Here is a 12,674-nt window from a genome sequence, read left to right on the forward strand (position 1 = left end):
AAATATCATAATCTCTTCAGGCTACACTAGCAAAAGTCAAACCAAAAAATGCCATGTTTCTGTAATTCAGATGAATCAGTGTAAACTCTCTATGTAGTATTATCAAAACGTAAGCAAAATAATAAGCGTATTCCTTACTATCAAAAAACGGTAAGGAATACGCTTATTATTTACTCGGTTTTGTCCCAGTCTCTTACTTTTATAAAAATATTTCATCACTACTTTTATTTTTTATAATTAATTTCAAAGTATTTTGTCATTTACATGGACACAAATTCAGGAGAACTTAATTCTTTATTACTATCTCTTAAACTAGATTTTATTATAAAATGACTAGTCCTATTTAATTGTTTTTAGCAATATTTAGAATTATTATTGTTTTAAGGTAATTCATGTGTTAATTTTGATACAAATACAGTAAGGAGATGATTAATATTTTAAAAGGAAAAGGTTTTAAAAAAAATTTTTTAGTTAGTTTCATAGTTTTTATGATGCTCTTCTCCACGATTAGTTCAACAGTCAGCGCTACTTCAGTATCATCAGATAGCAGTAGTGTTAGTGATATTATATACACCGAAGAACACAAGTATGAAACGATAGAGAAGTCCAGTGAATATTCAAAGTTAAAAATTACTACCTTAGAAACTAAAGAGGTTGAGTATGTAGAGTCCTATCTTAAAGATGGAGAATATTATCATATTGTTACAAATACTGAAGGAAAATTTTTAGTTGATAAAGAAGATGATAAACTATCAGTAACTAATATAAATACAGATGCTAAAGAATTTTTTGATGTAACAATAGAGACTGTTACAAAAGAAAGTCTTGGCCATGGACTGGTACATCCCACTGATGATTGGTCTCCATGGGAATGGCAAGGCACTCGCTATTATAATGAGATGGTTCGACAAGCAAGTCAAGGACTTACACTAGCTTTTATTGCGATGGTAGTGGGGCTTCCAGCATGGGTTGGCCTAGTTTTAGCTTTTAAAACTTATTTGGATGCCACAGGGAAAAGTACCGCATATTGGTCAGAACAACTTTATTATCATACCGATGATTGGACGAACACAAAAACAATCTATACAGGATATAGAACTAACGATTATAGAGGTATTTTAGAAACAACAACAAAACGTGAAAGGGGCCCTATGTGGAATCGAGAAATTTGGTATGAATAAAATACAATATATTAAGAAATACATACAAAAGATCAGGGAATGCATTCTCTGATCTTTTGTATGTATCCAGAAGGAATTTCGAATATTTAACGTTCTACACTCCTATTTATGCTACAATTGTACATGATAGCGCTTTTTAGTAATCCACTTTTAGTTTAAATAATCCTTACAGACTAGTAAAACTATAAAAAGAACAAAAACTGCTGCCCAATCCATCTTACTTGTCTTATTATTTTCCACTTTGTTGTACCATATGATTTTTAATAGGTATAACATAAAAAAAAACATGAACACTGGTATAAACACAAATTTAATTACTAAAGAAGGTTCGACTAGGATGTAAGCTAAATAATAAATTGAAACAAAAAGAATAATTGATATAAAGACTCTAGTTTTTTTGAATTTTTTATCGTTAAAAATGAACTCAACAATATTATCCTTCACCAAAACCCATCCTTTCTTCAAGTAAATGATGTTAAAAGCCGACTCTTTATAGGATTATGTTTATTATAACATAAATGGTTTAACAAACAGGGACGGTTCTACGAGGGACATTCGGAAGTTTTGCTCAATCATCAAGCTTAATACTACCTTTTCTACATTCTACAAGGTTAAAATACTATGAATCCTTTCAAAACAGAGCATTAAGTGAACAGGAATGTTTAAAGCTGTTTAAAGTGTTTTTTGATTTAGACCCTTTTTTTCAACAATACTTTTTGATTATTTTACCACAAAAAATTGTAGGGTTAAGAGCAAATGAACTATGTAAGCTCACCGTATTACAAATTAATTTTGATCATCTTGTCATTGACAAGGCAAAGAATAAGAAGAAAATCAATACGGTTCAAATCACAGATTCAATTCAGAAGAAACTAACGGAATATCTGAAACATAAACGAGTTGCTCATTTACATCTAATGGAGGAGGGAGAAGAACGTTGGGCAAAACAACTTAAATTTCGAGATAAATTAAAAACTAATGCACACCTTGTTGAAGAATACGCTACTATTAAGAGACAATTAGCAAAGGAATTTAATAATGACCGAGAGGGATATACCGAAGCAAAAACAGAATTTATAAATAAGGTGCTATTTAACTAAATGCGGCGACTGCTCAATTTTTATTTTGCATCTCACTATTTAACTAAAGGGGGCTTGAACATAAAAAAGAGTTACACAAATAACATCTCGTATGTAGAAATGAAACCACTGCAACAAAGTAAAATTAAGAAACATAACTTTCCCCTAGTTTACATAATATACATTATCGGAAGTTATTGATAAAAGGGGTAACTTAATCTCAATTTCAAAGTATACTTAAGATAGTGAGACAAAATTAAAAAAAACGCACATTGAAGCTCAACGTGCGTTTGGGTTATTTTTTCCAACATATTTTACAGCCGGCCTGTAAATGGTATTGTTGTTGGATTGTTCAATCGCATGTGCACACCAGCCGACAATTCTGCTTGAACTAAATATTGCTGTAAATAATTCAGAATCTATGTCTAATGTTTTCATAATTGCAGCTGCATAATATTCTACATTTGTATAAAGCTTCTGGTTTGGTTTATATTCATTCAATAATTTAATTGTTTCACGCTCTGTTTCAATTGCTAATTCCATCCATAATGGGACTTCATCCATATTTGTAATCGTATCTTTTAAAGCTGTCGCGCGTGGATCGACTGTTTTATAAACCCGATGCCCGAATCCCATGATGCGTTCCTTTTTCTTCAATTTTGCCAAAATCACATCATGGATACGGTCGATTGTATTTATTTCATCCAATAAACGTATGACACCTGTTGGCGCACCACCGTGTAAAGGGCCTTTCATTGTACCTAGTGCACTTGTTATTGCTGCAATCAGATCACTTTTTGTTGAAATAGTGACTCTTGCAGCAAATGTTGAAGCGTTTAATCCGTGTTCCATTGTTAGAATTAGATATGTTTCAAGAATAGCAACAACATTTTTCTCCTTTTTTTCAGTTAACATATAAACAAAATTCTCAACATGGCTATGAATCGAAGGATCCGGCTCTACCTCCTGCAATTTTTTCATTTTTCTATAGCGGTAACTGATAATTGTTGGGATAACTGCAATTAGTTTCAGTTCTGCCTCTTCCTCATTCATATCCAAAGATGAAATCGTCGTTCGCAGTACATCCATAATACCTAGGTTTTCAGGCAATTGATCCATAATCTTTTTAACGTACTTTGGAATATGTCGGTTATTGACAAGTTTAGATTCAAATTGATCGCATTCGGATTCGTTCGGAAACTTTCCATACAATATATAAAACGCTGTCTCTTCAAAAGTATAGTACTGTACAAAGGTATATGCTGGAAGTCCTCGATACAATAACGTTCCCTGCTCTCCATCAATAAAACTTATTTCCGTTTCTGTTGCAATAACACCCTTTAAACCTGGTTGATACATAATTACCTCCCCTTCCCTTCTCCTTTCATTATAAACTCCATAAATGATTATTAAAATTTAATAATTTTTAGTATAATGATAAATATATTTTATTAATGGAGTTGATTTTATGGATATGAAATCGGTACAGACTTTTATTTTGGCTGCGGAGCATGAAAATTTTCGTATCGTTGCCGAGAGATTATTCATCACACAACCAGCTATAACGTTCCAAATTAGACAACTCGAAAAAGAGTTAGGAGACAAATTATTTATCAAACAAGGGAGAAATGTTTATTTAACTGAATATGGGAGGGTGTTTTATCATGAAGCCAAAAAGCTCGTAGATCAGTATAATAAAAGTAAAGCAGCTCTTAATCGACACAAACAAGGGTTTCTTAAAACGATTCGTCTTGGCATCTCCCCTATGCTTGCGGATACAATTCTTCCTTCGGTAATTCATAAATACATTGATTTACATCCAAACGTAGAATTCTCCATTAGTGTGAAGGAATCTATTGACTTAATCAAAGCAGTCGAGAGCCGTGAAGTGGATCTTGGTTTATCTTGTATGCCCGGTTATGCAAATATTACATCTATTAAATTTCATGAGGAGCCTGTAAGTCTTATTTGTAAACACGACGGATATGATGCTGAGTCAGGCCCAATCATTGATGCAGTACATTTACTAGAAGAAAATATAATTTTTACAGATAATCACCCAGTCTATTGGGATGCGTTAAAAAGACAACTAAATGAGTTGATTCCAAATCTTCGTTTTATGAAAGTGAATCAATCTCATATAACAAAGCGATTTGTACTGGAAGGAATAGGAGTAAGTTTTCTTCCTAAATCTATTATCCATAAGGAATTAATGGAAGGTAGATTGTTAGAGATACCAATAAACGCTTTCACTCCTCCTAAGGCAGCTATGTATATCATCTACAAACATGAACACGTTGTCGATAATGAGCTTACGGACTTTATCACTAATGTTTACTATAGTTAACAAAATGGTCAAGACAATTTTATAATAACGAGTAATAGGATAGCATACGCCATGCCTCTATGACGTATGCTTAGATCTTGACAGTTATATTTGTAATACATCGTACAAACAAGGAAATCACATCCTTGTTCCTAGCCCTATCTATCAAATCAATTTATTCAATCCATAACCTTTCATAAGTAACAGAGTTTGCTTGTTTGGTTAGTTGAAATACATCAGGATTACTAAGTTTTTTCCAATCTTCGAAACCAAATTCATCATTATAATATTTTAGTAACAGAGCCAATAAGTTACCATGGGTTACAATAACAGCATTACTTTTATCATCATCAAACAGCCGGTTAACTACACCAGCTATTCGGTTCATCGCTTCTTGACTTGATTCCCCACCATCGAACCTTAATGTCATGTCTGTAAATGTATCCCTTAATTTTAATAACCAATCAGACATATCTTTGTTACTTAATACTTTTTCGGTCAACTGTTGATCCAATTCAATTTCTATATGTAATGCTTTAGATAGTGGCTCAATCGATTGGATAGCCCGTTGAAATGGGCTAGAAATAATGCGGTCAATATCTTGACCCGAAAAAAATTCTGCTAGTTTCTTTGCTTGTTCCCGCCCCTCCTCGGTAAGCTGTGCATTAGGAAGCTGTCCTTCAGCTTTACAGTGTCTAATTACATATATTTTTTTCAAAAAAACCACCCCTAGTTTTTAACTGCTAATCAGGTAACACAGCTTTTTTGTGCTTTTATTACAATGAAGGATGGCCTCCGCTTCTCATTCACTAATTTTGGCATTTTATTTAATCCCTCAGAAGTTGATTGTGGTTCCTGAATTTCTTCTATTTTGAAACCATTAGTTATTAATGTATTAACTAGAGTTGAAATCGTTCGGTGATATTTAATCACACCTTCTATGTACCAATGCTGCTCTCTTTTCCCTTCTTCATGATAATCATCTAATGCCCAATATAATTTATTCCCTTCTCCATCTTTTATCCAATTATCCATTTCTTTACGAGCAGTAACAATAGGGTGCTCGGTTGAGAAAATAAATACACCATCATAGTTTAATAGATTACGAACCTTATTAATTAGGCCATCGTAATCTTCAATATAATGAATGGCTAAAGAACTAATAATGACGTCAAACTTTTGGTCGGTTATATTTATATCTTCAATAGGTGCACAAATGAAATCAGCTTTTCCGTTTTCCGTTTTTATTTTTGCTTGTTCGATCATTTTTTTGGAAATATCCACCCCTAATACATAAGAAGCTTTATTCTCCAAGCAATATCTTACAAACTCTCCAGTTCCACATCCCAAGTCTAAAACAGTTTTACCTTCCAAACAGGAAATAGCTGATTTTACTGCCGGTTGTTCGATGAAGTCATTGTATGTTATTCCACTTTCACGAAGCTTTTTATATTCATTAAAAAACGTTGGATTATCATAGATATTTTGCTTCAATACAATCCCCTCCCCCTTTACACATTTCCTACCTATCCAGATCAACCTAAACGGGATTCTTAACATTAAACGGATTTCTCTTGTAATGGGGTACCGCCAACATTTCGGAAATTTTGTACGGTAAGTGAGTTCTGACAAGAAAATTTCATGTTTTGTTTACGCTAAGACAACCAAAAATGATTTTTGTCTGTGTCGATGAAATTTTGTTTTTAAGAGTGCGTTTTAGTGTAACCCATTAATTCACCGTCGCTTTTATCAAATTCGGTTGTTTTTGCAATAACAAAAGCCACCTTAAAATAAAAAATGAATAAAAAAAAAAAATGATGGTTATTATAAAAATAAAAGTAGGTGGTGCAAAGATGAAATATTATTTTATGGTAATCACATTATTTTCTTGTTTATTCATTAGCACAGGTTTTATTTCCGCAGATGAAACACATAAAAATAATGTAAATCAATCAGCAACAGATAAAGATATTAAACTTACAGTGGATAATTATTCCGTAAACGGACACGAACTAATCGTGAACTTTACTGTACAGACAAATGGATCTAACCATATCGACAAAACTTCAAGTTTAATTGAAACCCCAGATGTTTTTATTGACAAAAAGCGAATAAATGAGGGAAGTACTCAATGGTATAAAAAAGTCAACAATCAAAAATATCAAGGAACAGTAAAATTAGACATGCCTAACACAAAAGATAAACCATTTAGTGTGAAATTTAATACTGACGTTATATTAGATAAAGAAGGACAATGGACCGTAGATTTTAAAGTTGAATAAAACGCATAGGCTGTCCCGAAAGTTTAAAGTAAATTTTAACTAATAAATTCAATGTTAAATAGATAACATCCCGCACCACTTTTTTAGTGATACGGGATGTTTTTTTTGGGATTTAATCAACTCAGGCGAACCTTTTGAGACAGCATCTTATAAAATAACAATGTTAGTTATCAATCATAAAAGTATAAATATACACTGCTATCATTGGTGCCTGGTTGTTCTAATTTCGCATAAATTTCAAGATCATTATCCGAACCATCTTTCCAACCACTTATATCGTAGATTGTTAAGTCTTGTTCTCCACAATAACGTTTCTTTTGACTAATTTGATCATTTGCATTATTTGGATCATATTCCCATAATGAAAATGTATAGCAGTTAGCAGAAGAAATATTTCTAACACGAACTTGGGCATTCCCACCTTCACTCGTAACCCAACCGCTACTAGTACTTCCGCCAACATAAAGGCTCACTTCATCAGAACCTTTAAATTGCCAACCAGAAGGATCACTTAATGCGGTATTCTTAGAAGATATAGGTGCTAGATTATCAGTAGAAGCAAATGCAGAAGTCGGAACTAATAAGGCAATAAGTGATGCAAGAACAAACACTTTAAACTTTTTCATAGTAACATCTCCCTAAACTTTAAATTGTGATTCGTCTTACAAACATAGAAAATCATGTTGTATGACAATAGCCTCCTTTCATTTTAGGTGTTGTATTAGTACTTCGACGTATTATTGTAATATTCCTGCAATTATATTAAAACAAACTTGAATATTTATAACTTTGATTCAATAAGTACCCCCTACATCTATTTTTATATCTTTTTATTATAAAAACACCCCCTTTATAGTCATATCCATAGGAAAAAACGTGTGCAACTTTTTTAAAAATGATTAAACTTTATTAATAAATCACACGCAATCAGGCACCAAAAACGGTCGTTTATGGAACTAGGGATTAATCCTTTGGAAAATAATCCTTTTCTATTTATTTCAGGAACCAAAACCCATTCCCAAAATCAAAGTTACATTTTTAGTTACTTATACCGTTTTTGGTGCTAATATTAGTTTATAAACCACTTAAAATAGGTTAAGCTAAATATGTTACTATTGCCCCCAAACCCTGCACCAAGTATTACAAAAAAAGATACGAAAGAAGGGAATAGAAGAGCAAAGAAATATCCTGTATGAATAAGTGTCACCTTCATAAAAGCCACCTTCCCCTTTGTATTGCGTACACTCAGAGTCAAATTAATATCTGAAGTCTATTTCGTAAAAAAGAAATGCATGATACCGATCATAATCACGAAAATTAACATACCTAAACTAATGACACCAATACCCATTCCCAACCAAGAACCAATTATAAATGATGTCAAAAGAACTGCTAAAAAAGCTATGAAACAAATTAGGAATGACCTACTATTGTTTTGTTTTAAAATTCTAGAAATAATAAAAACGACTACATTTATTACAAATCCTAAGCCAATAGGAAATAAAATATCCATTGTAAAACTCCACTTTCTTTTATGATTACACAAATAGTTTTTAAATCGTCATCAATTGATAATTTTAGTTTAAAATTCCCTTTAAAACAACGCGTTGAGCCGGACCTAAAAACGTAATAGTTTCAACAGTAAGTTCATAGTGCACGTCATCAATGAGTAAGTCAGAAACTTTATTACTTGTTATATTTTTAACAATAAATATTGTCTGAACTTTTTTCCCTTCTTTTTCAAGATGTGATACGACTTCTTCATGAAATTTCTTAGGTTCCTTATACCACTTATGCCATGTATCTAACTCAAAACGGATTTCGTTACCTTTACTAAGGAATTTCCTTATTTGATTTAACACAAATCGTCACCCCTTTCCGTTGTTAAAAGACTTTCAACTAACCTGTGGCGTTAGTGTTTCACAATATCTAGTTAAATTCTAACATAAAATTCTTGGTTATCATTTTCACATTTAATTCACTCTATCTAAAGTATTTATTCTATATACGAGAAGCTCGCAATTAAAGTTATTGAAAAACTTGTTATTAAAATAAATTCGCACAGTGAATTCATTTTGAATTACTGTGCGAATTTGTATGAGAAGGATAGTATGCACTGCTAAACGGAAAATCTACATAGCTACATCTCGTTATAATGGTCCATTGTTTGTATTTCGAACCTTATTTATTTGGACGAACATCAACTATCGGTAACGGTTTTTTGGCCGGTCCTTCCAATACATCCCCTTTATAACTGAACCTTGATCCATGACATGGGCAATCCCAGGTTCGATCTCCAGAATTCCATTCTACTTCACATTTCATATGGGTGCAGGTTGTATCTAATGCGTATACTTTATTATCCTTATCTTTATACACTCCTGCACGTTTTCCGTTTATTCTCGTTACAGTAGCATCACCTGCAGATAGTTCTTCGATACCTCTATGGCCAAATTCTAACTTGCCTTTTATCATATGCTTGGCTACATCTGCATTAATACTTGTAAATTTCCTTAGAGTAGGATCCGCTTGGAATCTAGTAGGTGAATATAAATCCTCATATTTACTTTTTCCGTGAACGACTTTATCCGTTAGTATTTTTGCTGCAATCGTACCATTCGTCATCCCCCACTTTCGGAATCCGGTTGCAACAAATACATTTTCCTCTCCTTCCGTGGCTTGTCCAATATACGGAAGTTTATCAATTGTTGTTAAGTCTTGTGCTGACCACCTATACGGTATTTCTTCAACTTCAAACATATTATTGGCAAAATCTTTTAATGCATTATAATGTTCAATCGTTGACTTTCCTTGTCCAGTCTTATGGTTTTCTCCACCAATAAGCCATAACCTTTCACCATTCAATGTAGTAGTTCTAATTGACCTTGTAGGTGACTCCGCATTAATATACATTCCACCAGGAAACTCCTGCTTCATTTTCGCTCCCAAAACATAGGAGCGCTCTGGGTACATTCGGGCAAAATAAAAACTTTGTCTATCATAAAAAGGGAAATGTGAAGCAACAACTACATGCTCACATGTGACTCGATTCCCCTCCTTTGTGATAATTGATGGATTTTTATTATATTCCACATCAATAGCTGTTGTGTTTTCGAAAAACTGGACCCCATTGTTCTTAGCTTCCTCTACTAATTCCGTTAAATATTTCAATGGATGGAATTGCGCTTGATTCTTCATGACGAGTGCAGATTTCAGCGGCACATCCAAAGGAATATCATCAAGTAAATCACTATCAATTTCTAATTGATCATATGCTTTTTTCTCAGTTTCTAATTGTGATATGTAGTCGTCTGAATTCGTATAAATGTATGCATCCTCTTTTGTATAATCACAATTGATTCCCAGTTCATCTATATGTTTTTCTATTAATTCTTTTGCTTCTGTCGTAGCCTGGTAATACTGCAATGCTTTCTCTAGGCCAAAATGCTGTATGAATTCATCGTAAATAATTCCATGTTGAGCGGTAATTTTAGCTGTTGTATGTCCTGTTGTTCCATTTAAAAGCTCATCAGCATCTAATAAAGTAACCTTAACATTTTGTTTAGACAATAAATATGCTGTGGTAATACCAGCTATGCCACCTCCAACAATCCCCACTTCCGTACGAATCGATTCTTGTAACTGAGAAAAATGAGGTAGTTGTTTCACAGAGTCTCGCCAGTAAGATTCCGGGTATTCTGGAATTTTTGGTTGCTCTACCATTTTAATCGCTCCTTTTACTCTAGATACGATTAGTATTACCAGATATAGAAAATACATGACGTTAGTGAAATAGTTTTCTTTTTACTTGATAACATGTAATAATTAGAGTAGGACTTGCTTGAAATAGGGAGGATATCAATATGAGAATACATGGTATAATCCACGGGAGAGTGCAAGGGGTAGGATTTCGATTTTCCGCAAAACAATACGCTGTTAAGCACAATCTTTGCGGCTGGGTAAAAAATAAGCTTGATGGAACGGTTGAAATCGAAGTAGAAGGAAAAAAGAGTGAAATGGATTCCTTTCTAAGTGAGCTAAAAAGGGGCTTTCATCCAGCGATAAAGGTTACAGATATGATCCTAACTCCCTTAGACAAAGAAGTAGGATATCAAGAATTTCATATAAAACACTAAAACCGCTACCCAAGTAGCGGTTTCTCTAAATCACTCTTCGAAAAATTTACGGTTTAGAGCAATATATTCATTCTCTTCTTCCGGTACTTCGTCTTCCATATAGATCGCTTCAACCGGACATACTGCTTCACACGCACCACAATCTATACAAATATCAGGATCGATATAAAACATATCTTTTCCTTCTTCAATGCAATCAACCGGACATACTTCTACACATTCACCCGCTTTTTCTGTTTTACAGGGTGATGTAATTACAAAAGCCATGTGGACCCCTCCTTGTATCAACAATTAACCTCAATAATGGCATAATATAGTAATTATATACTACCGAACATCCTATTTTCTTTCAAGTATTTAATCGTATATTCACCTTTTTGTAACTTCTCATTCCTTTTAAATGTTTCCATTAACTGTAGTTTATGTAGGTTAGGACAAAAAAATAACAGGCCACATCAGCCTGTTATTTTACTTCCTTAAAGTATTCTTTTAGAAAACCGCCAATACGATCACTATTATCGATGATAAAATAAAACTCATCTGTTTCATTTTTAACATCGTATTTTTTTCCAGGCGTTAATTTATTATGAACGATAAATTTTTTCGCATCTGCGTGAACACATTCAATCTGTTTAATGGTTGATTTTGTATCCCAGTTATAATGAATCATTTTAATTTTCCTCCAATTTATGCATTTCAACTATTGTTTTTAAATAAATATAAGTAATGACCGTATCCCTCTTCCTCCATCTGTTCCTTTGGAATAAAGCGCATCGCAGCAGAGTTCATACAATACCGTAAGCCGCCTTGATCAGTTGGGCCATCATCAAATACATGTCCAAGATGTGAATCAGCTGTTTTACTACGTATTTCCGTACGGATCATTCCATGGGATGTATCCGTATTCTCTTCTATCTCATAGCGATCAATTGGCTTCGTAAAGCTTGGCCATCCGCACCCAGCATCATATTGATCAGTTGAAGAAAATAAAGGTTTGCCAGATACGACATCGACATAAATTCCTTCCTCTTCATTATTCCAATATTCATTTTGGAATGGTTGCTCCGTGCCATTTTCCTGTGTCACATGGTATTGAATGGGAGTTAGTTGTTCTGTTAAATTACCTTTATCCATTTTCCAATTTTTTTTAATAAAATCCTCTCTTCCAGATCCCTTCTTGTATAAACGGTAATGGAATGATTGCTTTTTGTAATAGTCCTGATGTTGCTCTTCAGCCTCATAAAATGGTTTAGCTGGAAGGATTTTTGTTACGATGGGCTTAGAGAACTTTCCACTACGATCGAGTTTTTCCTTCGAACGCTCAGCAATTTGTTTTTGATTATCATTGTGATAAAAAATCGCTGTTTGGTACGATTCTCCCCGGTCATTAAATTGACCTCCTGGGTCTGTTGGATCAATTTGCTGCCAAAAAGTCTCTACTAGGTATTCATAAGGAATAACTTCAGGGTTAAATGTAATTTGAACTGCTTCTACATGCCCTGTCGTATTCGAGCATACTTGTTCATAGGTTGGGTTCTCGATCGATCCACCTGTATATCCAGAAACAACGTCAATGATACCAGGACGTTGATCAAACGGTTCTACCATACACCAAAAACACCCACCTGCAAATGTTGCTATTTCAGTTGTAGCCATGTCACTACCTCCAA

At 33.6% G+C, this 12,674-nt stretch carries 14 protein-coding genes; 5 read left to right on the plus strand and 9 right to left on the minus strand.

Translation table 11 applies throughout. The annotated features are described in order from the left end of the window. Nucleotides 1–425: 425 nt before the first annotated feature. Entirely contained in the window at nt 426–1,181 is a 756-nt protein-coding gene (locus tag BMX40_RS03160) for a hypothetical protein (RefSeq protein WP_090866757.1), read from the plus strand. Nucleotides 1,182–1,858: 677 nt separating this feature from the next. Beyond that, complete coding sequence (locus BMX40_RS03170) at nt 1,859–2,281, plus strand: GrpB family protein (RefSeq protein ID WP_090866761.1); 423 nt, start codon at nt 1,859–1,861, stop codon at nt 2,279–2,281. A 258-nt stretch (nt 2,282–2,539) separates the two neighbouring features. On the opposite strand, the gene BMX40_RS03175 is transcribed toward BMX40_RS03170, so the two are convergent. Next, complete coding sequence (locus BMX40_RS03175) at nt 2,540–3,619, minus strand: citrate/2-methylcitrate synthase (RefSeq protein ID WP_090866763.1); 1,080 nt, start codon at nt 3,617–3,619, stop codon at nt 2,540–2,542. A gap of 109 nt (nt 3,620–3,728) precedes the next feature. Between BMX40_RS03175 and BMX40_RS03180 the strand changes: the two genes are divergently transcribed. Beyond that, nucleotides 3,729–4,607, plus strand: coding sequence for a LysR family transcriptional regulator (locus tag BMX40_RS03180; RefSeq protein WP_090866765.1), 879 nt, complete (start codon nt 3,729–3,731; stop codon nt 4,605–4,607). A gap of 154 nt (nt 4,608–4,761) precedes the next feature. On the opposite strand, the gene BMX40_RS03185 is transcribed toward BMX40_RS03180, so the two are convergent. Both BMX40_RS03185 and BMX40_RS03190 read right to left on the minus strand, forming a co-directional pair. Further along, complete coding sequence (locus tag BMX40_RS03185; protein WP_342028663.1) at nt 4,762–5,313, minus strand: histidine phosphatase family protein; 552 nt, start codon at nt 5,311–5,313, stop codon at nt 4,762–4,764. Between the two features lie 20 nt (nt 5,314–5,333). After that, complete coding sequence (locus BMX40_RS03190; RefSeq protein ID WP_090866769.1) at nt 5,334–6,080, minus strand: class I SAM-dependent methyltransferase; 747 nt, start codon at nt 6,078–6,080, stop codon at nt 5,334–5,336. A gap of 359 nt (nt 6,081–6,439) precedes the next feature. Between BMX40_RS03190 and BMX40_RS03195 the strand changes: the two genes are divergently transcribed. Continuing rightward, nucleotides 6,440–6,868 carry a DUF4179 domain-containing protein gene (locus tag BMX40_RS03195; RefSeq protein ID WP_090866771.1) on the plus strand — a complete coding sequence of 143 codons (429 nt, stop codon included), beginning with the start codon at nt 6,440–6,442 and terminating at the stop codon, nt 6,866–6,868. A gap of 170 nt (nt 6,869–7,038) precedes the next feature. Here the strand turns inward: BMX40_RS03195 and BMX40_RS03200 are convergent, their stop codons facing one another. The 3 genes from BMX40_RS03200 to BMX40_RS03215 form a co-directional block, all read right to left on the minus strand. After that, nucleotides 7,039–7,494, minus strand: coding sequence for a hypothetical protein (locus tag BMX40_RS03200; protein ID WP_090866773.1), 456 nt, complete (start codon nt 7,492–7,494; stop codon nt 7,039–7,041). A 951-nt stretch (nt 7,495–8,445) separates the two neighbouring features. Beyond that, a complete protein-coding gene (locus tag BMX40_RS03210) occupies nt 8,446–8,730 on the minus strand; it encodes a hypothetical protein (protein WP_090866777.1) in 285 nt (94 codons plus the stop codon). A gap of 319 nt (nt 8,731–9,049) precedes the next feature. Continuing rightward, nucleotides 9,050–10,591 carry an FAD-dependent oxidoreductase gene (locus BMX40_RS03215; RefSeq protein WP_090866779.1) on the minus strand — a complete coding sequence of 514 codons (1,542 nt, stop codon included), beginning with the start codon at nt 10,589–10,591 and terminating at the stop codon, nt 9,050–9,052. Nucleotides 10,592–10,731: 140 nt separating this feature from the next. Here BMX40_RS03215 and BMX40_RS03220 point away from each other — a divergent pair, with 140 nt between their 5' ends. Then, complete coding sequence (locus BMX40_RS03220) at nt 10,732–11,004, plus strand: acylphosphatase (RefSeq protein WP_090866782.1); 273 nt, start codon at nt 10,732–10,734, stop codon at nt 11,002–11,004. 30 nt (nt 11,005–11,034) lie between these two features. Here BMX40_RS03220 and BMX40_RS03225 read toward each other — a convergent pair whose 3' ends face one another. From BMX40_RS03225 to msrA, 3 genes are all read right to left on the minus strand, one after another. Next, nucleotides 11,035–11,271, minus strand: coding sequence for a DUF362 domain-containing protein (locus BMX40_RS03225; RefSeq protein WP_090866784.1), 237 nt, complete (start codon nt 11,269–11,271; stop codon nt 11,035–11,037). A gap of 196 nt (nt 11,272–11,467) precedes the next feature. Next, nucleotides 11,468–11,674, minus strand: coding sequence for a DUF6501 family protein (locus BMX40_RS03230; protein ID WP_090866786.1), 207 nt, complete (start codon nt 11,672–11,674; stop codon nt 11,468–11,470). 26 nt (nt 11,675–11,700) lie between these two features. Next, nucleotides 11,701–12,660 carry a peptide-methionine (S)-S-oxide reductase MsrA gene (gene msrA, locus BMX40_RS03235; RefSeq protein WP_090866789.1) on the minus strand — a complete coding sequence of 320 codons (960 nt, stop codon included), beginning with the start codon at nt 12,658–12,660 and terminating at the stop codon, nt 11,701–11,703. Between the last annotated feature and the right edge of the window lie 14 nt (nt 12,661–12,674).

This window comes from Oceanobacillus limi, assembly GCF_900111445.1.
Taxonomy (GTDB): Bacteria; Bacillota; Bacilli; order Bacillales; family Amphibacillaceae; genus Ornithinibacillus; species Ornithinibacillus limi.

What these genes read in the sequence shown, in the direction of transcription:
- msrA (WP_090866789.1), bottom strand. Translation starts at nt 12,660, where the DNA reads ATGGCTACAACTGAAATAGCAACATTTGCAGGTGGGTGTTTTTGGTGT.
- BMX40_RS03225 (WP_090866784.1), bottom strand. Translation starts at nt 11,271, where the DNA reads ATGGCTTTTGTAATTACATCACCCTGTAAAACAGAAAAAGCGGGTGAA.
- BMX40_RS03215 (WP_090866779.1), bottom strand. Translation starts at nt 10,591, where the DNA reads ATGGTAGAGCAACCAAAAATTCCAGAATACCCGGAATCTTACTGGCGA.
- BMX40_RS03175 (WP_090866763.1), bottom strand. Translation starts at nt 3,619, where the DNA reads ATGTATCAACCAGGTTTAAAGGGTGTTATTGCAACAGAAACGGAAATA.
- BMX40_RS03160 (WP_090866757.1), top strand. Translation starts at nt 426, where the DNA reads ATGATTAATATTTTAAAAGGAAAAGGTTTTAAAAAAAATTTTTTAGTT.
- BMX40_RS03230 (WP_090866786.1), bottom strand. Translation starts at nt 11,674, where the DNA reads ATGATTCATTATAACTGGGATACAAAATCAACCATTAAACAGATTGAA.
- BMX40_RS03195 (WP_090866771.1), top strand. Translation starts at nt 6,440, where the DNA reads ATGAAATATTATTTTATGGTAATCACATTATTTTCTTGTTTATTCATT.
- BMX40_RS03180 (WP_090866765.1), top strand. Translation starts at nt 3,729, where the DNA reads ATGGATATGAAATCGGTACAGACTTTTATTTTGGCTGCGGAGCATGAA.
- BMX40_RS03220 (WP_090866782.1), top strand. Translation starts at nt 10,732, where the DNA reads ATGAGAATACATGGTATAATCCACGGGAGAGTGCAAGGGGTAGGATTT.
- BMX40_RS03200 (WP_090866773.1), bottom strand. Translation starts at nt 7,494, where the DNA reads ATGAAAAAGTTTAAAGTGTTTGTTCTTGCATCACTTATTGCCTTATTA.